21 protein-coding genes and 1 tRNA gene are annotated in these 21,898 nt (G+C 65.8%); 11 read left to right on the forward strand and 11 right to left on the reverse strand.

What is annotated here, in order from left to right; all coding sequences use genetic code 11:
• Window positions 1-50: 50 nt before the first annotated feature.
• Window positions 51-836 carry an enoyl-CoA hydratase/isomerase family protein gene (locus ACTDXD_RS20490; RefSeq protein ID WP_440124090.1) on the forward strand — a complete coding sequence of 262 codons (786 nt, stop codon included), beginning with the start codon at window positions 51-53 and terminating at the stop codon, window positions 834-836.
• 3 nt (window positions 837-839) lie between these two features.
• On the opposite strand, the gene ACTDXD_RS20495 is transcribed toward ACTDXD_RS20490, so the two are convergent.
• From ACTDXD_RS20495 to ACTDXD_RS20505, 3 genes are all read right to left on the reverse strand, one after another.
• Entirely contained in the window at window positions 840-1,550 is a 711-nt protein-coding gene (locus ACTDXD_RS20495) for an HNH endonuclease family protein (RefSeq protein ID WP_440124091.1), read from the reverse strand.
• Window positions 1,551-1,677: 127 nt separating this feature from the next.
• Window positions 1,678-2,004 (reverse strand): hypothetical protein, encoded by a 327-nt coding sequence (locus ACTDXD_RS20500; RefSeq protein WP_440124092.1) that lies wholly within the window; start codon window positions 2,002-2,004, stop codon window positions 1,678-1,680.
• Between the two features lie 71 nt (window positions 2,005-2,075).
• Window positions 2,076-3,002 carry an NADP-dependent oxidoreductase gene (locus ACTDXD_RS20505; RefSeq protein WP_440124093.1) on the reverse strand — a complete coding sequence of 309 codons (927 nt, stop codon included), beginning with the start codon at window positions 3,000-3,002 and terminating at the stop codon, window positions 2,076-2,078.
• Between the two features lie 50 nt (window positions 3,003-3,052).
• Between ACTDXD_RS20505 and ACTDXD_RS20510 the strand changes: the two genes are divergently transcribed.
• The 7 genes from ACTDXD_RS20510 to ACTDXD_RS20540 all read left to right on the forward strand — a co-directional run bounded on the left by ACTDXD_RS20510 (window position 3,053) and on the right by ACTDXD_RS20540 (window position 12,241).
• Complete coding sequence (locus tag ACTDXD_RS20510; protein ID WP_440124094.1) at window positions 3,053-5,905, forward strand: DEAD/DEAH box helicase; 2,853 nt, start codon at window positions 3,053-3,055, stop codon at window positions 5,903-5,905.
• Entirely contained in the window at window positions 5,905-6,663 is a 759-nt protein-coding gene (locus tag ACTDXD_RS20515; RefSeq protein ID WP_440124095.1) for an SWIM zinc finger family protein, read from the forward strand. Before ACTDXD_RS20510 ends, ACTDXD_RS20515 begins: the two co-directional genes overlap by 1 nt.
• A 138-nt stretch (window positions 6,664-6,801) precedes the next feature.
• A complete protein-coding gene (locus ACTDXD_RS20520) occupies window positions 6,802-8,334 on the forward strand; it encodes a CoA-acylating methylmalonate-semialdehyde dehydrogenase (RefSeq protein WP_440124096.1) in 1,533 nt (510 codons plus the stop codon).
• 12 nt (window positions 8,335-8,346) lie between these two features.
• Complete coding sequence (locus ACTDXD_RS20525; protein WP_440124097.1) at window positions 8,347-9,501, forward strand: isobutyryl-CoA dehydrogenase; 1,155 nt, start codon at window positions 8,347-8,349, stop codon at window positions 9,499-9,501.
• On the forward strand, window positions 9,498-10,559 hold the full coding sequence (locus tag ACTDXD_RS20530) for an enoyl-CoA hydratase/isomerase family protein (RefSeq protein WP_440124098.1): 1,062 nt from the start codon (window positions 9,498-9,500) through the stop codon (window positions 10,557-10,559). The genes ACTDXD_RS20525 and ACTDXD_RS20530 overlap by 4 nt, the downstream gene beginning before the upstream one ends.
• A complete protein-coding gene (mmsB, locus tag ACTDXD_RS20535; protein WP_440124099.1) occupies window positions 10,560-11,468 on the forward strand; it encodes a 3-hydroxyisobutyrate dehydrogenase in 909 nt (302 codons plus the stop codon). It begins immediately after the preceding gene.
• Window positions 11,465-12,241 (forward strand): enoyl-CoA hydratase, encoded by a 777-nt coding sequence (locus ACTDXD_RS20540; protein WP_440124100.1) that lies wholly within the window; start codon window positions 11,465-11,467, stop codon window positions 12,239-12,241. The genes mmsB and ACTDXD_RS20540 overlap by 4 nt, the downstream gene beginning before the upstream one ends.
• A gap of 63 nt (window positions 12,242-12,304) precedes the next feature.
• On the opposite strand, the gene ACTDXD_RS20545 is transcribed toward ACTDXD_RS20540, so the two are convergent.
• Both ACTDXD_RS20545 and ACTDXD_RS20550 read right to left on the reverse strand, forming a co-directional pair.
• A complete protein-coding gene (locus ACTDXD_RS20545) occupies window positions 12,305-12,832 on the reverse strand; it encodes a MarR family winged helix-turn-helix transcriptional regulator (protein WP_440124101.1) in 528 nt (175 codons plus the stop codon).
• Between the two features lie 30 nt (window positions 12,833-12,862).
• The gene (locus ACTDXD_RS20550; protein WP_440124102.1) at window positions 12,863-13,828 is read right to left on the reverse strand and encodes an ABC transporter substrate-binding protein; all 966 of its coding nucleotides are present in this window, start codon (window positions 13,826-13,828) and stop codon (window positions 12,863-12,865) included.
• 232 nt (window positions 13,829-14,060) lie between these two features.
• On the opposite strand from ACTDXD_RS20550, the gene ACTDXD_RS20555 reads away from it, so the two are divergent.
• Window positions 14,061-14,630: an arsenate reductase/protein-tyrosine-phosphatase family protein gene (locus ACTDXD_RS20555; protein ID WP_440124103.1), complete on the forward strand. Its 570-nt coding sequence runs from the start codon at window positions 14,061-14,063 to the stop codon at window positions 14,628-14,630.
• Here ACTDXD_RS20555 and ACTDXD_RS20560 read toward each other — a convergent pair.
• The 3 genes from ACTDXD_RS20560 to ACTDXD_RS20570 are packed head-to-tail and all read right to left on the reverse strand — an operon-like array spanning window position 14,615 to window position 17,728.
• Complete coding sequence (locus ACTDXD_RS20560; protein ID WP_440124104.1) at window positions 14,615-15,763, reverse strand: sulfotransferase family protein; 1,149 nt, start codon at window positions 15,761-15,763, stop codon at window positions 14,615-14,617. The genes ACTDXD_RS20555 and ACTDXD_RS20560 overlap by 16 nt on opposite strands.
• A 10-nt stretch (window positions 15,764-15,773) precedes the next feature.
• Window positions 15,774-16,565, reverse strand: a complete 792-nt coding sequence (locus tag ACTDXD_RS20565; RefSeq protein WP_440124105.1) for an SDR family oxidoreductase — start codon at window positions 16,563-16,565, stop codon at window positions 15,774-15,776.
• Complete coding sequence (locus tag ACTDXD_RS20570) at window positions 16,562-17,728, reverse strand: hypothetical protein (RefSeq protein ID WP_440124106.1); 1,167 nt, start codon at window positions 17,726-17,728, stop codon at window positions 16,562-16,564. The genes ACTDXD_RS20565 and ACTDXD_RS20570 overlap by 4 nt, the downstream gene beginning before the upstream one ends.
• A 130-nt stretch (window positions 17,729-17,858) precedes the next feature.
• Between ACTDXD_RS20570 and ACTDXD_RS20575 the strand changes: the two genes are divergently transcribed.
• Window positions 17,859-18,980 (forward strand): 3'(2'),5'-bisphosphate nucleotidase CysQ, encoded by a 1,122-nt coding sequence (locus ACTDXD_RS20575; protein WP_440124107.1) that lies wholly within the window; start codon window positions 17,859-17,861, stop codon window positions 18,978-18,980.
• Between the two features lie 70 nt (window positions 18,981-19,050).
• Window positions 19,051-20,040 carry an MBL fold metallo-hydrolase gene (locus ACTDXD_RS20580; RefSeq protein ID WP_440124108.1) on the forward strand — a complete coding sequence of 330 codons (990 nt, stop codon included), beginning with the start codon at window positions 19,051-19,053 and terminating at the stop codon, window positions 20,038-20,040.
• A gap of 53 nt (window positions 20,041-20,093) precedes the next feature.
• Here ACTDXD_RS20580 and ACTDXD_RS20585 read toward each other — a convergent pair.
• The 3 genes from ACTDXD_RS20585 to ACTDXD_RS20595 all read right to left on the reverse strand — a co-directional run bounded on the left by ACTDXD_RS20585 (window position 20,094) and on the right by ACTDXD_RS20595 (window position 21,863).
• Window positions 20,094-20,169 (reverse strand) — tRNA-Arg (locus tag ACTDXD_RS20585).
• Between the two features lie 120 nt (window positions 20,170-20,289).
• Window positions 20,290-20,955 carry a DUF305 domain-containing protein gene (locus ACTDXD_RS20590; RefSeq protein WP_440127728.1) on the reverse strand — a complete coding sequence of 222 codons (666 nt, stop codon included), beginning with the start codon at window positions 20,953-20,955 and terminating at the stop codon, window positions 20,290-20,292.
• 68 nt (window positions 20,956-21,023) lie between these two features.
• Window positions 21,024-21,863 carry a DUF3105 domain-containing protein gene (locus tag ACTDXD_RS20595; RefSeq protein ID WP_440124109.1) on the reverse strand — a complete coding sequence of 280 codons (840 nt, stop codon included), beginning with the start codon at window positions 21,861-21,863 and terminating at the stop codon, window positions 21,024-21,026.
• Window positions 21,864-21,898: the final 35 nt, after the last annotated feature.

Genomic DNA, 21,898 nt, shown 5'->3' on the forward strand with positions numbered 1-21,898 from the left:
CCACGGCCGGAATGCTGTTCTCGCAAACGAGAATGCTGTATGTTCGCGATATGGGAGACGATCTGGGTGCCGGTGGACTGCGATTCGAACGTGAGGGTGCGATCGGGTGGTGCATCATCGACCGGCCTGCCGCACGCAACGCATTCACCCCGGCCATGTACTACGGCCTCAAACGCGCGGTCAAACTGGTCAACACCGACCCCGATCTCGGCGCCCTGATCATCACCGGAGTCGACGACGTCTTCGCGCCGGGCGGCGATCTGGGTGGCCGCTCGGAGCCGGGCGACAACCTGCCGGAAGGGCTTTCAGGTGACGAAGTCGTCCCGTTCCTGACCATCCGCGACAGCCGCGCGCCCGTCATCTCTGCCGTCAACGGAATCTGCCAGGCGGGTGGGTTGCTCGTGGCCATGATGTCCGACATCGCGGTGGCCAGCGACCGCGCCACCTTCCGCGTGCCCGAACTCTTGCGCGGAATCCCCGACGCAACCTATGCCGCGGCCCTGCCCGCACATGTCGGTTTGGCAGCGGCCCGCGATCTGATCCTCTCCGCCCGCAAATTCGACGCGGCCGAGGCCCTGCGGCTCGGCGTGATCTCCCGCGTCGTCCCGCACGAGCAGTTGCGGGAAGCCGCCCTCACTGCGGCCCGCGAGGTGTTGCAGACGGCGCCGATCGCGCGCGCCCAGGTCAAACGCATGCTCAACGAGCGCTACGGACTGTTCGACTACCAAACCATGTTCGGCGCCCTCGAGACTTCCCCGGAGCCCCGTGAAGGAATGCGGGCGTTCATGGAAAAGCGTGATCCCGCCTGGATTCCGCAGAATCTGCCGTCCGTCTGATCGTCATCGAGGGCACGTCCGGGCCGAGTCGGTGAGGGCGCTGTGATCCTCCACCGTGATCGGCAACCCATACCTCAGCGCGACCGTCAGATACTTGCCTGCAAACCAGCACCGGTACCCGGTGGCGGGAGGTAGCCACGCCGCTGGGGTGTGGTCGCGTTTGGTCATGTTCGTGGCGCCGTCGACGGCAATGAGGTTGTACACCACGTCGTTCGCGAACTGCCGCCGAAGCTCCGCAGACCAATCCGCGGCCCCGTGATCCCAGGCTGCCGCGAGTGGATAGATGTGATCGATGTGTACCGCGTTCGCATGGGTGCGCCGAAACTGCACGCGCGCGCCGGTATACGGATCGTCGAGTGTTCCGCTGAGGACGACGCACTCGTCGCTGCCCGGCCGGAATGCGACGTCGCGAAGGTCCCGTGCGAGCACGTTGTTGCGGGTGTCGCAGCCGTCGTGCCCGCCCGGCCCAGGGTGCTCGTCCGTCCACGCTTCTCCGAAGACACACCCGCCTTCGCTTCCACACTCGCGCACGTAACCACCGGGGTGCGGCCGCACGGGCACAACCGTCACCGCAGCGAGCAACTCGTCGATCAGCGCGCGCGACGGACTACCGGGAGCGGGATCCGACCGTGGCGGAGACGAGTCGTACCACCACGACACGACCATGGCGATCACCACCACCGGCACCCACCACTTCGCGTTTCCCCCACGCATCGGATGATGGTGACAGGTTTGCGTCGACATGTCGTGTTTGCGCGCTCCACGGACTTGCGCGCGTGGTGTTGTGGGCACGCACCCACCTGCGCGGCAGCGGCGCCGCAGGCGGAACGCACCCGGGAAATCAGTTCTCGGTGGTCAGCGGGAAACGTGTCGCGCGGATCGATGCGACCGTACGTCCGTCGTGTCCGACGATCCAGGAACCACCGGACTGGCGGCATTCGGCGATCCGGTCGTAGACCCTGAGCAGGAAGAAGATCGCATCCTCGGGACTGGCGGTCGCGGCGAGCCGGTGCGACTCACCGTGTTTGGTCCCGTCGAGCCACACCCCGCACTGGCCGTCGAGGCGCAACGTGGTGACGTGGTCCCAGTCGATGAACGCGTACTTCACCTGCTCCCACGGCGTGTGAGCACTGTATGTCTGCTCGAGGACCTGAATCAGGACGGGCATACGCACATCCTCCTCCGCCCACGCGCCTCGAGCCAGACTGTGCTCGAGTTCAGTACCCGGCGGCGGAGTGTTCAGCGGACGGTGACGACCACTTTGCCGCGCGCGTGCCCCTCCTCGACGAGCGCCAGGGCGCGTCCGGCTTCGCCGAGCGGGAAGGTCTGCTCGATCCTCGGGTCGAGGACACCCGTTTCGACGAGTGCCGCGACACGCGTGAACGCCTCGGTGGTGCGGCGACGGTCGACACCCGAACCGCCGAGCTCGGACCCCAGGGCCGGATCGGCGACGCTGACCAGGCGCACGGCGGGTCCGCAGGCAGCTGCGGCGTGTACCAGGACGTCCCCGCCCACCAGGTCGACGATCACCGTCACTTTCCCCACGCGCTCACCTGCCGCGACGATCCGGCCTTCGCTGCCGGGTCCGGACTCTATCCAGATTCCGCCGTTGGACTCCACGAGATCCGATTTTCCTGCACTCGCGACACCGAGTACCGCCGCGCCCCGCGCGTGGGCCAGTTGGGTGACGGCCGAGCCGACACCGCCCCCGGCGCCCAGTACCAGAACGGTGTCCGCATCCACGATCTCGAGTTGCTCGACGATGTCGAGCGCTGTGCCCAGCGCAACCGGAACGGTCGCGGCCGCGGCGAAACCGAGCGCCTCGGGCTTGTGCGCGGCACTGTCGGCGTTGAGCACCGTGTATTCGGCATACCCGCCGAAACCCGTGGCGGTCGAACCGAAGACGGCATCGCCCACCGAGAAGTCCCGGCCGTTCTCGCCGACTGCCGTGACCACACCCGACACCTCCCGTCCGAGGACGGCAGGCAGTGTCACCGGAACGGTGTCCTTGCGGGTGCCCGTCCGTACCTTCCAGTCGGCCGGATTCACTCCGGCGGCGTGAACGGCGACGACGAGCTGACCAGGTCCAGGCCGAGGTACTTCCAGGTCGAAGACCTGCTGGGTGTCGGGTCCGCCGTATTCCGAGAAACCGTACGCAATCGCCATGGTCACAGCCTGCCACTTCGGATGTCGACGGGGGCTGGCACCATATAGGGATGTTCTTGCACGGGCTCTGGTCACCGGGATCGGGTCTCGTGCTGTGGCGCGAACCGGACGAAACACCCGCCGTCGGCTCCGCCGACATCGCGGAGCTGCCGTCGGCGCTGCGCCGGTGGACCGACCGGCCCTTCCGGCACCGGGTCGAGCTGACGCTGCCCGGCGACACCGAACCGCGCGTCCTGCCCGCCATCGCCGTCGCACCGCCGGACGCCGCCGAACTCCTGCTCGACGTTCCGCGCCGCGCTCAGGGAATTGCGGGTGATCTGCGTTTCCTCGTCCACGTGGCGCGTGGCATCGAACGGTGGGCGCAGGCCGGCCGGGTCGCGCCCGAACTGGTGCGGGCCGAGAAACAGTGGTGGGCTCGCTGGCGGCTCCTCGGCGGCGAGAAGACACGAGCGTGGCTTGCGGAGCTCGCTGCGGCGATGCCGCCGGTTCAGCGCCAGCTCGGCCGTCCTGCGGCACTGCTCGACGACCTGTGTGCCGAGCTGACCGACCCGATCGTGCGGGGTCTGCACCGACCATCGACGTCGCTGCATCCCCTCGTTGCGGCGCTGGCCGACGGCAACCCGCATCCGCGCGGCAGCCAACGGATGGCCGACGCACTCGACGAATGGCGGGCCAGCCTCGCGGGATTCGAACCCGACCTCGTGCTTCGCCTGGTGGAGCCGGACGACAGTGACGATGCGGGCGTCGGTGCCGACGCGTTGTGGCGTCTCGAAGTGTGCCTGCAGACGGAGGGCCGGTCGCCGCTTCCCTTGCCGGTGGAGTCGACCGACGCGCATCTGCTTCAGATCGGTGTCCGCAAGCTCGGGGCCGCGCTCAATGCGTACCCGCGACTACAGGATGTCCCGCGCGACCCCGACACGCTGGATCTGCTGCTGCCGACCCCGGTTGTGATCGATCTCGTGGAGCACGGCGCGCGCGCTCTGCAGGCGACGGGCGTGTCGCTGCTACTGCCGAGAGCGTGGGCCACGGTCGACCCGTCGCTGCGCCTGAAGGTGAATTCATCGGTCGCACCGGTGACTGCCGACGAGAGCTCGGTGGGAATGAACGCGATTGTCTCCTATGAGTGGCAACTCGCCGTCGGCGACATGTTGCTCACACACTCCGAGATGGAAGAACTCGTCGCCGCGAACAGCGACCTGGTGAAGCTGCGCGGCAAATGGGTTCGCGCCGACAATGAGGCGCTGGCACGCGCCGCCGAATACGTCAATGCCCATTCGGAGCAGGACGGCTCGCTGGGTTCCTTCTTCGCGCAGTTCACCGGAGATGACCCGCCGCCGGTCGAAGTCACCGATATCACCGCATCCGGGTGGGTCGAGACGCTGCTCGACGGTCAGGTGCATCCCGAGCCGGTGCCGGTGCCGAAGGACATGCGTACCGAACTACGCCCTTACCAGCAGCGGGGACTCGACTGGCTCGCTTTCATGACCAGGCTCGGTCTCGGTGCTGTGCTCGCGGACGATATGGGTTTGGGCAAGACAGTGCAGGTGCTCGCGCTGCTGGCCCACGAACAAGAGGTGTCACAGGCAGGCGGTTCGCCCGGTCAGGGCTCGGCGCCGACGCTGCTGGTGTGTCCGATGTCCGTCGTCGGCAATTGGCATCGGGAGGCAGAGCGGTTCGTTCCGGGTCTGCGCGTCTACGTGCACCACGGTCCTTCGCGTCTGCGCGACGACGCACTTGCCGCAGCCGTAGCCGATCACGACCTGGTGATCACCACCTACGCAATCGTCGCGCGTGACATCGCGCAGTTGATGGAGCTGTCGTGGCGGCGGATCGTGCTCGACGAGGCGCAGCACGTGAAGAACGCGAGCACCGGACAGTCACGGGCTACCCGCGCTATTCATGCAGCACACCGGATCGCACTCACCGGCACACCTGTGGAGAACCGGCTCGAGGAACTCCGCTCGATCCTCGATTTCGCGAACCCGAAACTGCTCGGCAGCGCTGCAGGGTTCCGAGCGAAGTTCGCGGTACCCATCGAACGCGATCATGATTCAGCGGCGGCCGCACGACTGCGTGCGCTGACTGCACCGTTCGTGTTGAGACGCGTCAAGACCGACCCTGATGTGATCTCCGATCTGCCGGAGAAGTTCGAGCAGACCGTGCGGGCCAACCTCACCGCCGAACAAGCCGCGCTGTACCGGGCTGTTGTCGACGACATGATGCGCAAGATTCGCGACAAAGAGGGAATGGCCCGCAAGGGCGCAGTGCTCGCGGCGCTGACCCGCCTCAAGCAGGTATGTAACCATCCCGCCCATTATCTCGGCGACGGCTCTCCGGTGCTGCGCCGCGGGCGGCACCGGTCGGGCAAACTCGGGCTGATCGAGGACATCGTCGAATCGGTGCTCGGGGACGGCGAGAAGGTCCTGCTGTTCACTCAGTTCCGTGAGTTCGGCACCCTCGTCGCGCCGTATCTCGAACAGCGTTTCGCGATCGAGGTGCCGTTCCTGCACGGCGGTGTGCCGAAGGCGAAGCGCGACGACATGGTCACCCGATTCCAACAGGACGGTGCAGGGCCCCCGATCATGCTCCTGTCGCTCAAAGCGGGCGGCACGGGTCTGAACTTGACGGCCGCCAACCACGTGGTGCATCTGGATCGTTGGTGGAATCCAGCGGTCGAGAACCAGGCCACCGACCGCGCTTTTCGCATCGGGCAACGCCGCGACGTGCAGGTGCGCAAGCTGGTGTGCGTGGGCACAGTCGAAGAGCGGATCGATGAAATGCTCACCGGGAAACAGGAACTCGCCGATCTCGCGGTCGGAGTGGGGGAGAACTGGATCACCGAACTGTCCACCGATCAGCTGCACTCGCTGTTGACCCTCGGCGACGATGCGGTGGGTGACTGATGGCGGGCCGGAGGAACGGGGGCAGGCACGGCACCGCCGAATCGGCGATGCACGGCGTGGAGGCTCGCACCAAGCGCGGCGCGATCGGCCGCAGCTGGTGGTCGAAGGAACTCATCGCGACGATGGAACAGGTGGCCGAGAAGGGGCGGCTGACCCGGGGTCGTGCGTATGCGCGATCAGGTCAGGTGGTGTCCATGCGACTCGAGCCCGGCGCCGTGATCGGCGAGGTGCAGGGCAGCCAGCTGCGCCCGTTCACGGCCACCGTCACGGTGCGCACGTTGTCGGACGAGGCCGTCGAGGAACTGATCGAACGGGTGCGTTCGTCGCCCGGATTGCTCGCGCGCCTGGCGGGGGGAGTGCTGCCCGAGGAACTCGGGCCGCTGTTGCTGCCGCGCCGCGCCGGTGAACTCGACTTCGACTGCACGTGCCCCGACGACGGTTGGCCGTGTAAGCATGCTGCGGCGGTCGCGTTCCTATTGGCCGAGCACGTCGATGAAAACCCCATGTCCGTCTTGACGCTGCGGGGGGTGGAGGTGTCGATGCTCATCGGAGGGGTCGAGGAGGAGGAGCCCGACGACGGTGATTTCTACGGGGACGATACCGAACTACCGGAGCTTCCGGTCGAGCGTTTCCGGCCTGCCGTGGACGATCTGGATCCGATGTTGCTGCGCCGGGCTCTGCGGGCGGGTGGAACCGACGAGGCCGTGGTGATCCGCGGCATGTCCGATCTGGAGGATCTTTACCGCCGCCTGCGCTGAGTCGCCGCTCGGATCGCCGGGCTCGAATGTGACTGTAGACATACATGGACTTCCAACTATAGGATGGGCGAAGACTTCGGGGTGTGGTTTTCTGCCACCCCCGGTCACCGACACGACTATCTCCGAGGACGGTTCGACATGAGCGTTCGAGAACTCACCCACTTCGTCGGCGGCGAGCACCTCACCGGTGCGTCCGGTCGCTTCGCCGACGTCTTCGATCCCAACACCGGTGCCGTTCAGGCGCGTGTGCCGCTCGCCGGCAACGCCGAGGTCGAAGCGGTCATCGCCAACGCCGTCGAAGCGCAGAAGGTCTGGGCTTCCTGGAACCCGCAGAAACGTGTCCGCGTCCTGATGAAGTTCGTACAACTCGTGCAGGACAACATGGACGAGCTTGCGCAACTGCTGTCGAGCGAGCACGGCAAGACCCTCGCCGATGCCAAGGGCGACGTCCAGCGCGGTCTCGAGGTCGTCGAGGTGTGCCTCGGCGCCCCCCACATGCTCAAGGGCGAGTACACCGAATCGGCAGGCACCGGCATCGACGTCTACTCGATGCGTCAGCCCCTCGGCGTGGTCGCGGGCATCACTCCATTCAACTTCCCGGCCATGATTCCGCTGTGGAAGGCCGGCCCGGCTCTCGCCTCCGGCAACGCGTTCGTCCTCAAGCCGTCCGAGCGTGACCCGTCCGTTCCCCTGCGCCTGGCCGAGCTCTTCCTCGAGGCAGGCCTGCCCGCGGGTGTCTTCAACGTCGTCAACGGCGACAAGACTGCCGTCGATGTCCTGCTGACCGACCCGCGCATCAAGGCCGTGGGCTTCGTCGGATCGACACCGATCGCGCAATACATCTACGAGACGGCTGCGCAGCACGGCAAGCGCGCACAGTGCTTCGGTGGGGCGAAGAACCACGCGATCATCATGCCCGACGCCGACCTCGATCAGGTGGCCGATGCACTGATCGGTGCCGCGTACGGTTCGGCCGGGGAGCGCTGCATGGCGCTGTCGGTGGCTGTCCCCGTCGGCGAGGACACCGCCGATCGGCTCGTCGCCAAGCTCACCGAGCGCATCGCCGAACTGCGCATCGGTACCAGTTTCGACGAGAAGGCGGACTTCGGTCCGCTCGTCACTGCCGCCGCACGCGACCGCGTCCACGAGTACATCGGCAAGGGCGTCGAGGAAGGTGCCGAACTCGTCGTGGACGGTCGCGGATTCGTCCTCGAAGGCCACGAGAGCGGCTTCTTCTCCGGTGCAACGCTGTTCGACAAGGTCACCACCGACATGTCGATCTACAGGGAAGAGATCTTCGGGCCGGTCCTGACCGTCGTCCGGGCACGCGATTACGAGGACGCGCTGCGTCTACCCACCGAGCACGAATACGGCAACGGCGTCGCGATCTTCACGCGCGACGGTGACACCGCCCGCGACTTCACCAACCGCGTCGAGGTGGGCATGGTGGGCGTCAACGTCCCGATCCCGGTGCCGATCGCGTACTACACCTTCGGTGGCTGGAAGGCCTCGGGTTTCGGCGATCTCAACCAGCACGGACCGGATGCATTCCGCTTCTACACCAAGACCAAGACGATCACCCAGCGGTGGCCTTCCGGTGTCAAGGAAGGCGATCTCGAGGGCGCCCACGTGGCCGACACCGACCACTTCGTCATCCCGACCATGGACTAGGCGGCACCGACAATGTTCGCACTCACCGACGACGACCGGGCGATCCGGGAGACCGCCCGCGACTTCGCCAGCGAGTACCTGGCTCCGAACGCGGTCGAATGGGACCAGGAGAAGCACTTCCCGGTCGACGTGCTGCGCAAGGCCGCAGCACTCGGCATGGGCGGAATCTATGTTCGAGAGGACGTGGGCGGGTCCGGGCTGCGACGCCTCGACTCCGTCCGCATATTCGAGGAACTCGCCAAGGGCTGTCCGTCGATCGCCGCGTACATCTCGATCCACAACATGGTGGCGTGGATGATCGACAAGTACGGCAACGACGAACAGCGCCGCCGGTGGCTGCCGAGCCTGTGCTCGATGGAACACCTCGGCAGCTATTGCCTCACAGAACCGGGTGCCGGGTCGGACGCCGCTGCCTTGAGCACCAAAGCCGTCCGGGACGGCGACGAGTACGTGCTCAACGGTGTCAAACAATTCATCTCGGGTGCAGGCACTTCCGATGTGTACGTGGTGATGGCCCGCACCGGCGATACCGGAGCCCGCGGGATCTCCGCGTTCATCATCCCGAAGGACACCCCCGGGCTGTCGTTCGGCGCCAACGAAAAGAAGATGGGCTGGAACGCCCAGCCCACCCGTCAGGTGATCTTCGAGGACGCCCGTGTTCCCGCTGAGAATCTCCTCGGTGCGGACGGCGGCGGCTTTCGGATCGCGATGCACGGGCTCAACGGCGGGCGACTGAACATCGCTGCGTGTTCGGTCGGCGGCGGCCAGACCGCCCTCGATCGGACGGTCGCATATCTCGCCGAGCGCAAGGCATTCGGCGAGCGACTGCTCGATGCGCAGGCGCTGCAGTTCCGGCTCGCCGACATGCGCACCGAACTGGAAGCGGCGCGCACCCTGCTCTGGCGGGCCGCCGATGCGCTCGACGCCGAGGCCCCCGACGTGGTGGAACTGTGTGCCATGGCGAAGCGGTTCGCGACCGACGCAGGATTCTCCGCGGCGAACGAAGCACTGCAGCTACACGGCGGATACGGTTACCTTGCCGAGTACGGGATCGAGAAGATCGTGCGAGATCTGCGCGTTCACCAGATCCTGGAAGGAACCAACGAAATCATGCGGCTGGTCATCGCGCGCAGCGTGGTGGCGGCGGCCCAGACAGGAGCGGCATGACGGGGAACGAACCCGAGATCCTCATCGAGGCGAAGAACGGGCTCGGCCGGATCACTCTGAACCGGCCCAGGGCGATCAACGCGCTCAACCACACCATGGTTCAAGCGATGGCCGAGGCGCTGCTCGAATGGTCCACCGACGACACGATCCGGGCCGTTGTGGTCTCCGGCGCGGGCGAACGTGGTCTGTGCGCGGGGGGTGACATCGTTGCGATCTACCACGATGCGAAGGACGGCGGCACCGGTACGCAGGACTTCTGGCGCGACGAGTACATCCTCAACGCCGCGATCGGTCGCTACCCGAAGCCGTACGTCGCGATCATGGACGGCATCGTGATGGGCGGCGGTATCGGGATCTCGGCGCACGGCGACGTCCGGATCGTCACCGAACGTTCCTCTCTGGCAATGCCGGAGGTCGGAATCGGGTTCATTCCCGATGTCGGTGGTACCTACCTGCTCTCGCGCGCACCGGGTGAGCTCGGCACCCACGTCGCCCTGACCACCGGGCGCATGAATGCCGGCGACGCGATCGCACTCGGGTTCGCCGACCACTTCGTCCCGTCGGAGGCACTCGACAAGTTCCTCGGCGCACTGGAATCCGGTTCGGTCGACGAGGCTCTGGCCGAGTATTCTCAGCCCGCGCCCGAATCGATCCTGCTCTCACAGCAGGCTTGGATCGACGAGGCCTATGCAGCGGACAGCGTCGTCGAAATCGTCGAGCGCCTCCGTGCCAGCGATGCTCCCGAGGCGCAGGCCACGGCGGAGACGATCCTCGGCAAGTCGCCGGTTGCGCTGGAGGCGACCCTGCGGTCCCTCCGGCACGCTCGGCAACTCCGATCCCTCGAAGAGGTTCTCAACGAGGAGTACCGGGTGTCGCTCGCGTCGTTGAAGACCCATGATCTGGTCGAGGGTATTCGCGCACAGGTGGTCGACAAGGACCGCAATCCCGCGTGGTCTCCCGCGACCCTCACCGACGTCACCGACGCGGACGTCGACGCATACTTCCAGCCGCTCGGTGATCTCGAACTCGGGCTCGCCGCCGACGAAGGAGATCGATAGATGAGCACTCTCCCCAGCGTTGCCTTCCTCGGCCTCGGGCACATGGGCGGCCCGATGGCTGCGAACCTCGTGAAGGCCGGCTATCCGGTCACGGGGTTCGACCCGGTGCCCGCGGCTCAGGAACAGGCCACGAAAGACGGCCTCACCGTCGCCGCATCCGCGGCCGAGGCTGTCAACGGTGCCGACGTCGTTGTCACCATGCTGCCCAACGGCAAGCTCGTGCTCGGCCTCTACGACGAGCTTCTGCCCGTGGCGAAGGCCGGCACGCTGTTCATCGACAGCTCCACCATCGACGTCGCCGACGCTCGTGAGGCTGCATCCCGCGCACAGGCTGCGGGACACCGTGCCATCGACGCACCCGTCTCCGGCGGTGTCGCAGGCGCGGCAGCAGGCACTCTCGCATTCATGGTCGGCGGTCCCGAGACCGACTTCGGGTCGGCTCAGCCGCTGCTCGAGGTCATGGGCCGCAAGGTCGTGCACTGCGGTGGATCGGGCAACGGTCAAGCTGCGAAGATCTGCAACAACATGATCCTCGGTGTATCGATGATCGCGATCAGCGAGGCGTTCGTCCTCGGCGAGAAGCTGGGTCTGACCAACCAGGCGTTGTTCGACGTCGCCTCCAACGCGTCGGGTCAGTGCTGGGCACTCACGAGCAACTGTCCGGTGCCGGGCCCGGTCCCGACGACCCCGGCCAACAACGGCTACCAGCCCGGATTCGCTGTCGCACTCATGGACAAAGACCTCGGTCTGGCATCGAACGCGGTGCGTACCAACGGTGTCGATGCCGAGCTCGGGTTGCGTGCGGCCGAGCTCTACCACCGGTTCAACGAGGGTGGCGGCGGTGGTCTCGACTTCTCTGCGATCATCAACGACATCCGTACCCGTTCGACAGAAGAGGACAGCAAGTGAGCGAGTTCGAGACCATCCTGGTCGACCGTAAGGGCCGCGTCGGGATCATCACGCTCAACCGGCCCAAGGCGCTCAATGCCCTCAACAGCCAGTTGATGCACGAGGTCGTTGCGGCAGTCGAGGAGCTCGATACCGACGCCGAGATCGGAGCGATCCTGCTCACCGGTTCCGACAAGGCCTTCGCCGCAGGCGCCGACATCAAGGAGATGGCGCCCAAGACGTTCAGCGAGGTCTATGGGGAGGACTTCTTCTCCGAGTGGGACCGCCTCTCGGCGGCACGCACCCCGATCGTCGCCGCGGTCTCCGGCTACGCGCTCGGTGGCGGCTGCGAACTCGCGATGCTGTGCGACTTCATCATCGCCTCCGACACCGCGAAGTTCGGACAGCCCGAGATCAAGCTCGGCGTCATCCCGGGTATCGGTGGCTCGCAGCGACTGACCCGCGCCGTGGGCAAGGCCAAGGCGATGGAGATGGTTCTCACTGGTCGCAACATGGATGCAGAGGAAGCCGAACGCGCCGGACTCGTGTCGCGGATCGTGCCGGTGGCCGAGCTGTTCGACGCCGCGCTCGAGACGGCGACGACTATCGCCTCGATGTCGTTGCCCGTCGCGATCATGGCGAAGGAAGCGGTGAACCGCGCGTTCGAGACCACGCTCGCCGAGGGCGTGAAATTCGAACGCCGAGTGTTCCATTCGACGTTCGCCACAGCCGACCAGAAGGAAGGCATGGCAGCGTTCATCGAAAAGCGCACACCGGAGTTCAAGAACGCCTGACCGACCGAGTTCGACTCAGACGAGTGAGGGCCGCCCCGATCGGGGCGGCCCTCACTGCTCTGTTCACCATTTCGTCGGTGCGCCACCGGTATCGAAATCACCTGCATCGTGGCGCATCACGGACAGCACCCGGAGCAATTCGTCGAGGTCTGTCTCCGGGATGCCGGGGCGTGCGAACACCTCCGCATTGAGCTTCTCCGTTGCCTCGACGGCGAGCGTGCGCCCGGCGTCGGTCAATTCGATCAATGTGGCGCGACGATCGCTCGGATGCGGTGTGCGTCGAACGAGGCCTGCGGCTTCGAGTCGGTCGACTGCATTGGTGACGCTGGTCGGGTGCACCTGTAGTCGAGCACTGGCCTTGGCCATCGGAAGCGCCCCCGACTTCGTGAAGTGAAGGAGGGTCAGCAGTTCGTAGCGTGCGAAGGTCAGACCGAACGGTTTGAGGACCTCCTCGACGCGGGCGATCATGATCTGCTGGGCCCGCATCACCGAGGTCACAGCGGCCATGCCGTCGGCGACCTCGCCCCAGCCGTGGAGGGTCCACTGGCGGTGGGCTTCGGCGATGGGGTCGAGCGGAAGTGGTGCGGGCATACTTTCGATCATCCCACGTCGGAGCGGCTGTCAGGCGAACTGCTCCTCGAGGTGGTCGAGAAACGCCATCGACTCGTCGTAGTCGGCGCGGATCGCCCAGTACGGCATGTCGTAGGCGTGTCCGGCGGCGAATGCGGGAAGGGAGGCATAGATGGGGTTGGCCTTCAGTTCCTCGACGGACGGGCCGGGGCCGTTGAACCCGGTGACGAACACCGATGGGGTGGTCACGACCTGCCCGATGGTCTCCAGGGAGACTTCGAACATGTCGCCGCCTTCCGTGTACGGCTCGGCGCCGCTGTCTGCGAACACGGGGGCCGGTTCGAACCCGAAGTCGGCGAGATCGGCGGGCAGGCCCATGTTCTCGATCAGGACGTACGGAGTGCCGTCCGCCGTGATCGTGACGTACGAGACCGGGTTGGGCGGTGGGGTGATCGACTCGATGACCTCGGTCCTGCGGTCCTCGTACTCCTGCGTCAGCTGTGTGAGTACGTCGGACTGGTCGAACACGTCGTTTGCGAGGAACCCGAACTGTTCCTGCCAGGTCTGGAACTGCCGATCCACGAGCACGGTCGGAGCAACCGTGGTGAGGTTGTCGTAGGCCTCTGATGCCTGCAAGTACGGGAACCCGACGCCGCCCGCGATGATGAGATCGGGGTCCATCGCTGCGATGGCCTCGATATCGAAGCCGTCCACGGACCACGGAAGGAATTCGGTCCCGGCGTCCTGCGCGTCGTCCGCCCAGAATTCGGAGAACTGGCCCGCCGCGTCTGCATCCTCGGGCGTGACGCCGACGACGGGAACGTCGAGATGGTAGAGGTAGCCGGCGAGCGCGTAGTTCAACACGACGACGCGTTGTGGCTCAGCGGGAATCGTCACTTCCCCCATGGGGGTCGCCACGGCGCGGGTCGTCTCCGCAGAAGTCTGTTCTGTCGAGTCCGTTCCCGGGCCCGTCCCGGAGTCCTGTCCGCATGCGGTCAGTGCGAACGCGGTCAACATCGCGGCGCACAGTGGGATGATCCTTCTTCGAAGCGACACGTACACAACACCTCCTGACCGCGGAGTCTCCGCGGGAAGGTCAGGCTAACCGAAGTGTCGATCAGTCGCACCGCCCCGGTCTCGTCTGCGCTCTATGAACTGCAGTTATTGTCCGGATGAACGGGGAGTTCACCCGAGGTGACGAGAATCTGGGCACGTCAGGTGCGTAAATTGTCCCGGTTACAGTACGCCGGTGCGCATCTTGTTCGTTTGTAGCGGGAACGTGTGCCGCTCAGTGATTGCGGAGCGGCTCACGCTCGCGTACGCCTCGGAGCGACGGATCAACGACCTGGCCGCGGAGAGTGCAGGGACTCGTGCTCTCGTCGGTTACCCGGTCGAACCGCGCGCCGCTGCCGTGATCGAGGGGCTGGGCGGCAACGTGATCGAACGGCGTGCGCGCCGGGTGGATGCGGGCATGATCGCCCGGGCGAACCTGGTCCTCACCATGACCGAGGATCAGCGCGACCGGGTCGGCGCACTGGCTGCAGGTTCGTCGATGAAGTCGTTCACTCTCACCGAGGCGCACCTGATCGCGGTCGTGACCGGAGCCGACACCGTCGCGAGGCTCGACGCCTACCGCTCCACCAGCAATGCCGAGGGAATCCCGGCGATCCCCGACCCGGTCGGTCTCTCGGAACGCAAGTACGTCGAGACCGGAGACCGGATCGCGGCGGCCCTGTTTCCCCTGCTCGACATCCTCACCACGCGCCACGCCGGAAACGACCCGGCCACCGCAGGGTGGCGCGGTCAACGATATGCGTAATCGGGAAAACGTTCGTCGACGTCCTCGGCGCGCAACCCGAACTCCTCGAGGGTGTACCGGTGTGCAGGCTTGCGTTCCCCGCTGCGGCTCTCCGCGTGCATCGACGTCATCGCACGCTCTGCCTCAGCGCTGAGGTCGGTGCCGAGCCGGTCGTAGATGGTGGCGACGGTCGCCAGAGGATCCGCGACGAAGTCCCGGTAATCGACGTCGACGAAGTGTGCGCGGTCGTGCCGCGACCGCGCCTCGGTGAATGCTGCGTGACCCCGTGCCCACAGATTGAGTTGGCTACGGCCGATGGTGTGGCCGACGAACGTCTCCGACCAACCTTCGGTTGCTTGGGCGGCGAGGCTGCACACGGATGGGATGACGGTGCGTGGGTCGCGATGGGTGACCACGACGAGGGCGTCCGGGTACACGGTGAGCAATTCATCGAGAGCGAAGAGGTGGCTCGGGTTCTTCAGCACCCACCGCTTACCGGCGTCGGGCAGGCCGATCAGCTGGAGATTGCGCCGGTGGCGCGCATACGCCTGGGTCCAGTCCTGCCCGGCGAGCCACTGCGAGTAGCCGGGCAGATTGGCGAGGCACTCGTACGAGATCGATCGGAACGACTGGCGCAGCAGTTGCCAGCATTCTTCGACCTCCGCGGCCGACATGTAATGCACTCCCATGAACTCGGGGTGCTCGACGTGATGTTGGGAGAACGCCGACTCGATCCCGGCGAACACCGGATTGTCTGCCCATGTCTCGCGAGGCGGACGTGGTTGCGGCATCTCCGTCAGCCACATCTCGAGGCCCTGGTGGCCGGGGTCGGCAGTGAGGAGGCGATGCAGCGCGGTGGTACCTGTGCGGGGAAGGCCCGTCACGAAGATGGGGCGCGTGATCTCGACGTCCGCATGCGCGGGATGCTGTGCCCACGCCGCCTCGGACAGCAATCGCGCGACGAGTGCGCCGCGCAGGAACACCCGCGACATCTTACTTCCGAGCGGGGTGAGTTTCTCGTCGCGCTCGTACGAATCGAGTAGCACGGAGAGAGCCTCGCGATAGTCGTCGGTTCCGAAGTCTGTCAGGCCCGTCAGGCGGGTGGCGGAGTCGTGGAGCGATTCGGCGGTACCGATCGAGGTGCGTTCTGTCATGATCTTCCCGTCAGTGGTGGTATTCGCCGCAGTTGACGTCGAGGCACTGGCCTGTGATCGCCGACGCCATCGGCGAGGCAAGGAAGATCACAGCATCGGCGATCTCCTCGACGGTGGGCAGCCGCTTCAGATCGCTCGCGGCTGCGGTGTGGTCGTAGATCTGGTCGACTGTCATGCCGTACTTTTCTGCCTGATGCTCGAAATAGCCGCGCAGGATCGGGCCCCAGATATATCCGGGAGCAACGGAATTGACGCGAATTCCTTTGGGCCCGAGTTCCGTCGCAAGCGACTGTGACGATGCGAGCAGTGCAGACTTCGCCAGCTTGTAACTGCCGTAGCGCTCTTGGGAATGCCGAAGAACCATCGAATTTATATTCACCACGGACCCTTTGGAGGTTCCGAGGAGGTCGGTGAACAGTCCGGTCAGTCGGAGCGCGCCGAGCACGGTGAGTTCGATGCTGTCACGAATATGTTGAAAATCTGTGCGCGCCAACGATTTCATCGCGGGAATCGAGAACGCGTTGTTCACCAGGGTGTCGACCTGCCCGAACTCGTGCGCGGCCACCTGTGCGAGGTGGGCGGCCGAGTCGTCATCTGTGATATCGGTCGGTACGGTCACCGCGCGGCGGCCGAGTGCGGTGACCTCTGCCGCGACCTGTTCGAGCCGCTCCGGGGTGCGAGCGGCCAAAACGACATCGGCGCCGTGCTCGGCGCACCGTACCGCGAGTGTGCGGCCGAGGCCGGGGCCGACGCCCGAGATGACGACCACCCGATCGCGTAGGAGACCGGCTGCGGTGTTCATGCGAGCATCCGATCCGCTATGCCGCTCTGGCGGGCGGCGATGCGCGCCGCCCAGTCGTCCGGCGTGATGCGATTCGACCCGTGGAACGGCAGTAGCTCGGGGACTCGGTCGACCGCGACGATTTCGGCAACCGGGCCCTCTGCGGGCCCGGGGTGGCGGTCGAGGCGCTGCCAGCGGAACTGCAGGATGCCGCGGTCGTGACCGACGGTCTCGACCCAGTTGGTCACCCCCGGGTTGCGGTTCGAAACGACGATCCGGATGTTTCCATCGGGATCGACCTGTGCCTGGGAGTTGTTGAGCGACGTCTGATGGCCGGTGTAGTCGAGCGAGACGTACCACAGACTGCCGAGCTGGAAGCCCAGGTAGGGGGCGTCCGATGCGGGCAGCGTGATGATCATCGCCTCGTCGTCCGAGAGTTCGAAATGACCGACCGAGGAGTACTGGGTATCGAGCCCGCCGGGCGTGCGACGCGGTTCGGTGAGGGTGTTGACGGGAAGATCCAGATAGAACCACTGCGGAAACTGCAGCCATGTCTTCACGCGCGACACCAGGGCGCGGGCTGCGCGCTCGTACCGTCGCGTGATGTCGTCTCGGGCGGGTGCAGGCGCAGGGATTCCCAGAGTGTCGAGCCGGTCGATGCGCAGCGTTCCGCGCCGCTGGGTCCAATCGCTGTAGACCTCCCGGACGACGAGCTGCGACGAACCAGGGGACAGGTGGAAGTAGTTGCGCGTGGGATCTGCGGGGCCGGGCCCGAACCGGATCTCGAAGGTGCCGTCGTCGGCGATGCTGATCGCGCGGTCGTCGAACGCTGTCACATTGCCGGGCACGTTCGTATCGGTGTAATTGCCTGCCATCACCTGGAAGCTCAGATCACAGGTGGTGCCGCGACGTCCGGTGACGAGGTACTCGGCGTTGTCCCGCACGGGAGCGCCCCAATACAGAGTGTCGGGATTGTCGAGACCCATCTTTGCGTAGGGGCCGGTGCCCGTGATGAATGTCGGATGTGTGCTGCTGTGCGCGAACGCGGCGTGCACGCACGCGGAGATTCCCCCGGCGAGGTACTCGTAGCCCTCCGTCAAGTCTTGTTCGGTGCGGATGTGCGGTGCGGTGGCCACGAGTTTCTCGGCTTCGGCGATGGCCGCTGTCAGTGGATCGGTGAGCACGCGGTTCTCCTGAAGGTCCGATGTCTACCGCTGCGATGAGCTTCTTCCGCAGCCGACAATAGAACGCGTTCTAGTAAATGGTCAACGGCCGCGGGTCCCGCCGAGCAGGAACCATGGTTTTGTGGAGTGCATGACCGACGACGCAGCCCTGGCCACCGAGATTGCCGCGGGCGCAGGAGAACTGTTGCTGACCATTCGCGCGACTGCACGGTACGAGCACTACGGACGCGAACTCGGACGCCGTGGTGATCACGCTGCGAACGCATTCATCCTCGAGCGGATCGCGTCTGCGCGACCCGGCGACCTGGTGCTCTCGGAGGAATCGGCCGACAATCCGGCACGCATCGACGCGGAGAGGGTATGGATCATCGATCCGCTCGACGGCTCGAAAGAATACGGTAGGCCCGGATACATCGATTGGGCAGTCCACGTTGCGTTGTGGCAGGCGGGAAAGGGACTCACCGCCGCGGCCGTCGCGCAGCCCGCGATCGGGGCCGTCTACTCGACGAACGACGAACCGGCCGTCGCCCACGAACCCCTCGGACGGTACCGGCCCTCGATCGTGATCAGCGGCAGCCGTCCTCCTGCGTTCATCGGTGAGGTCGCGAGCAAGGTGGGCGCTGACCTCGTGCGTATGGGATCTGCAGGGGCCAAGGCCATGGCGGTCCTACGCGGCGAAGCCGACGCGTACGTGCACGCAGGGGGTCAATGGGAATGGGATTCGGCTGCACCCGTCGCGGTCGCGCAGGCTGCGGGCATGTTCTGCGCCCGAATCGACGGCACTCCGCTCGAATACAACAGGCCTCATCCGTACCTGCCCGATCTGGTGATCTGCCGCCCGGACTGGGCTCCGACGCTGATGGCCGCCGTGTCCGAACACGCGGACGAGCCCACGGACAGTGCGCGGGTGGCGATGGCGCGCGCCTACATTCGCTCGCTCCTGAGCCACGATGCAACGCATGTGCGGCTTGCCGAAGACGCATGGCGCGTCGAGAACGGTCAGCGTACCGGCGACAGCGGGATCGAGATCCGCGATCGCCTCGAGAACGGGGCGGAGTACCGGTCGCTCCGGCGGGTGCGCGAGTTGACGTTCCACGAGTGGCACCACGACGTCGTTGCCCGCTTTCTACTCGACATCGCTGCAGGGCCGAACCGGACGACGACGGTTTCGGTCGTCGAGCACTTCCACATCCCCGCAGGCGACATTCGGTCGATCGTTGCGATCATCGAGCCCTCTCCAACAATGAGTTGAACCTTTGAGCTAGTTTCGAATCGGATGAATAGTGAGAAAAGCAGTACCAATTCGGAATCAAGGCGGTGCCATGACATCTTCACTCGATATCGGCGACGGAATTCTCGCGATCCCCGTTCCCGTTGCTGACCTCCCGGTCGGAGACACCCAGGTCTACGCGATGGAATCCCCGCGCGGCGTGGTTCTGGTCGACGCCGGCTGGAACAACGACACCTCGTGGAACGCACTGCAGCAGGGGCTTGCCACCGCAGGCCTGTCCGTGACCGACGTCGAAGGCGTCGTGGTCACCCATTTCCATCCCGACCACGTCGGCCTCACGGCGCGTCTCCGCGAGGCCTCCGGCTGCTGGGTAGGAATGCACGAATCGGACTTCGAGCAGCTCGGCCACATGATGTCCGATGCCGATTGGAGCGAACGCGCTGTCGAGCAATGGCGCATTGCGGGAGCCCCACCCGAGCAGATCGAGGAATACCTCGCCGACTCGGGCAAGGGTGAGGGCAAACCGGAGGCTGCACCCGATCGCAGACTCACCGACGGGGAGATCATCCCGCTCACCGGACGCACGCTCCGCACCGTGTTCACGCCCGGCCACACTCCCGGACACGCGTGCTTCTATATCGAGGAACACGAGATCCTGTTCAGCGGCGACCACGTGCTCGCCAAGACCACACCGCACGTCGGTGAATTCGATTTTCCCGTTGCGGAGCGGGATGCGCTCGGCGAATTCATCGCGTCGCTGGGTGCGGTGGGGAAACTTCCTGCGCGGCGTACTCTTCCTGCACATCGCCAACCCATCGACGACCTTGCGGCCAGGACGGCGGCACTGGTCGAACACCACGAGGATCGCCTCGACGACCTCTACGAATCGCTGGGTGACGAAGGGCTCACGCTGTGGGAGGCCACGTCCCGCATGAAGTGGTACCGGCCGTGGGACGAGACCCCGGCGCGCGGCAAGCAGATGGCGATGTCCGAAGGGTCGGCGCACCTGCGTCACCTCATCGAACGTGGACGTGCTCGACTCGTACCCGGCAGTCATCCCGCCCGTTTCGTGCGGGTCTGAGGACCTACCGGAACGAGTTCGCCCCCCGCCTCGTAATGAAGCGGGGGGCGTCGTGGTGCCCTCGGCAGGATTCGAACCTGCGACTTCTTGCTCCGGAGGCAAGCGCTCTATCCCCTGAGCTACGAGGGCAATCCGGACCCGCCGGGTGACCAGCGGTGCGGGAGTCAGCCTAGCGCATTGTCGGCTCAACACCACATCGGCTGGTCAGGGCCGGTTTACTGACCCAGGCGAGGTACGCCGGACCATCGATCAGTTCATCGGGAGTGGCTCGGCGCCGCGCTCCGCAAGCATCGACGTCATCAGCTCGGACTCGCTGGTCTGCGTGTCGACCATCTTCTGAGCCAGACCCCGGACGACCGATTCGCTCGCGTACTGCGCGCCGTATTCCATCATCGGCAGCCCACCCTCATGGTGACGCAGCATCAACTGCAGGAACAGCACATCCTGCTCGATACCGGTCGCCGCGCGCAGGTTCGCGAGATCCTCGGAAGAGGCCATCCCCGGCATCATGGCCATGCCGTCGGAGCCTGCCTTCGAGCCGGATCCGTGCCCCTCACCCGTACCCGCGTGCGAATGACCGCTGTCCTCGCTCATCCAGGTCATGTACGGGCCTGACGGCAGCGGTGGCTGCCCCCACATCGTGAGCCAGCCCTCCATCTGCCCGACCTGATTCTGCTGGGTCGTGAGGATGTCGTAGGCGAGGTTGCGGACGTACTGATCCTGCGAGCTCGTCACCGCAATCGCCGACATCTCGATCGCCTGGTTGTGATGCACCGTCATGTCCTGACAGAACCCGACATCCACCGAACCTGCCGTCGGATCCGCCGGCCGCGAGTCCTCGAGGGGGATCCGCGCGAGAAACCCGAGCAGGAAGCCGACCGCCAGCACAGCGACGGCGGCGAGCACCAGCAGCATCCGACGGTTGCCGGTCCCGTAGGCCGGGCCGGTCGAGTCGCGCGACAGGTCGTCCGAGGTGCTCACCGTCAGCTCCCTGCCGGTGCCTGCATGTCGGCGGGAATCTGCTCGGTGCCGTCCGTGGTGCCGCCGTCCATCGGTACCGCGTCGGGGCCGGGTGCGGACGCATCGAACGGAGGCGGATTCGCGGGATCGAACGACGACGGCAGCGTCGAGCAGCTCGCACCGACCTCTGGGTAGGTGTACCGGTTCAGGCGCAGTGCTTCGATGAAGTGGTCGATGCGCTCGTCATCGGCGCTGTCGACCTTGAGCTGATGACCCCACGACTGCAACGAGATCGGCGCGTCGAGTCCGGGGTACGGGGACATCGACATGTACGTGCGTCCGTCGACCTTCGCCGCGAGCGTCTCGATTGCTGCGTCGTCGAGGAGATCGGGGTTGTAGGCGATCCAGACTGCACCGTGCTCGAGTGAGTGGACCATGTTCTCGGTGCGAACGGCCTGCTCGTACACGGTCCCTGTGCAAGTGGCCCAGATCGCGTCGTGCGGTCCGCCGAACGGCGGGTTCTGGTCGTAGGCCACCCGTTGGGTAGGAGCCACGTGCTGACCCGCCGGGTACTCGATGTTCACCACGCCGTCGATGGCCAGCGACGGGTCCTGGTTCTCCTCGGTCGGCACCCACGCCGACAACTCCTGCTTGTCCTGGTACTGCGGAATGATGCTGACCGCGATCACAGCGACCAGTGCGACGACGGCGACGATGCCACCGATCGTCAGCCACGGAATCTGACGCTGCTTCGGGAGGCCTTTGGCCCCGCCACTGTTCTTCTTGGCGGCCTGGATGGCCTTCGACGATTTGGCGCCGGTGTTCTTCTTGCCGGAACTGCCGTTGCTCGGACCGCTGGGCATCGCTGGGTGCTCTTTCTACGGATGGACAGGCGAAC

Source organism: Rhodococcus sp. SJ-3, assembly GCF_051918125.1.
In the GTDB taxonomy this organism is placed as follows: domain Bacteria; phylum Actinomycetota; class Actinomycetes; order Mycobacteriales; family Mycobacteriaceae; genus Rhodococcus.

Excerpts from the sequence above, each read along its gene's own strand:
- ACTDXD_RS20490 (WP_440124090.1), top strand. The coding sequence starts at position 51 with ATGGGAGACGATCTGGGTGCCGGTGGACTGCGATTCGAACGTGAGGGT.
- ACTDXD_RS20495 (WP_440124091.1), bottom strand. The coding sequence starts at position 1,550 with ATGCGTGGGGGAAACGCGAAGTGGTGGGTGCCGGTGGTGGTGATCGCC.
- ACTDXD_RS20500 (WP_440124092.1), bottom strand. The coding sequence starts at position 2,004 with ATGCCCGTCCTGATTCAGGTCCTCGAGCAGACATACAGTGCTCACACG.
- ACTDXD_RS20505 (WP_440124093.1), bottom strand. The coding sequence starts at position 3,002 with ATGGCGATTGCGTACGGTTTCTCGGAATACGGCGGACCCGACACCCAG.
- ACTDXD_RS20510 (WP_440124094.1), top strand. The coding sequence starts at position 3,053 with ATGTTCTTGCACGGGCTCTGGTCACCGGGATCGGGTCTCGTGCTGTGG.
- ACTDXD_RS20515 (WP_440124095.1), top strand. The coding sequence starts at position 5,905 with ATGGCGGGCCGGAGGAACGGGGGCAGGCACGGCACCGCCGAATCGGCG.
- ACTDXD_RS20520 (WP_440124096.1), top strand. The coding sequence starts at position 6,802 with ATGAGCGTTCGAGAACTCACCCACTTCGTCGGCGGCGAGCACCTCACC.
- ACTDXD_RS20525 (WP_440124097.1), top strand. The coding sequence starts at position 8,347 with ATGTTCGCACTCACCGACGACGACCGGGCGATCCGGGAGACCGCCCGC.
- ACTDXD_RS20530 (WP_440124098.1), top strand. The coding sequence starts at position 9,498 with ATGACGGGGAACGAACCCGAGATCCTCATCGAGGCGAAGAACGGGCTC.
- mmsB (WP_440124099.1), top strand. The coding sequence starts at position 10,560 with ATGAGCACTCTCCCCAGCGTTGCCTTCCTCGGCCTCGGGCACATGGGC.
- ACTDXD_RS20545 (WP_440124101.1), bottom strand. The coding sequence starts at position 12,832 with ATGCCCGCACCACTTCCGCTCGACCCCATCGCCGAAGCCCACCGCCAG.
- ACTDXD_RS20550 (WP_440124102.1), bottom strand. The coding sequence starts at position 13,828 with ATGTTGACCGCGTTCGCACTGACCGCATGCGGACAGGACTCCGGGACG.
- ACTDXD_RS20560 (WP_440124104.1), bottom strand. The coding sequence starts at position 15,763 with ATGACAGAACGCACCTCGATCGGTACCGCCGAATCGCTCCACGACTCC.
- ACTDXD_RS20565 (WP_440124105.1), bottom strand. The coding sequence starts at position 16,565 with ATGAACACCGCAGCCGGTCTCCTACGCGATCGGGTGGTCGTCATCTCG.
- ACTDXD_RS20575 (WP_440124107.1), top strand. The coding sequence starts at position 17,859 with ATGACCGACGACGCAGCCCTGGCCACCGAGATTGCCGCGGGCGCAGGA.
- ACTDXD_RS20580 (WP_440124108.1), top strand. The coding sequence starts at position 19,051 with ATGACATCTTCACTCGATATCGGCGACGGAATTCTCGCGATCCCCGTT.
- ACTDXD_RS20590 (WP_440127728.1), bottom strand. The coding sequence starts at position 20,955 with ATGCTGCTGGTGCTCGCCGCCGTCGCTGTGCTGGCGGTCGGCTTCCTG.
- ACTDXD_RS20595 (WP_440124109.1), bottom strand. The coding sequence starts at position 21,863 with ATGCCCAGCGGTCCGAGCAACGGCAGTTCCGGCAAGAAGAACACCGGC.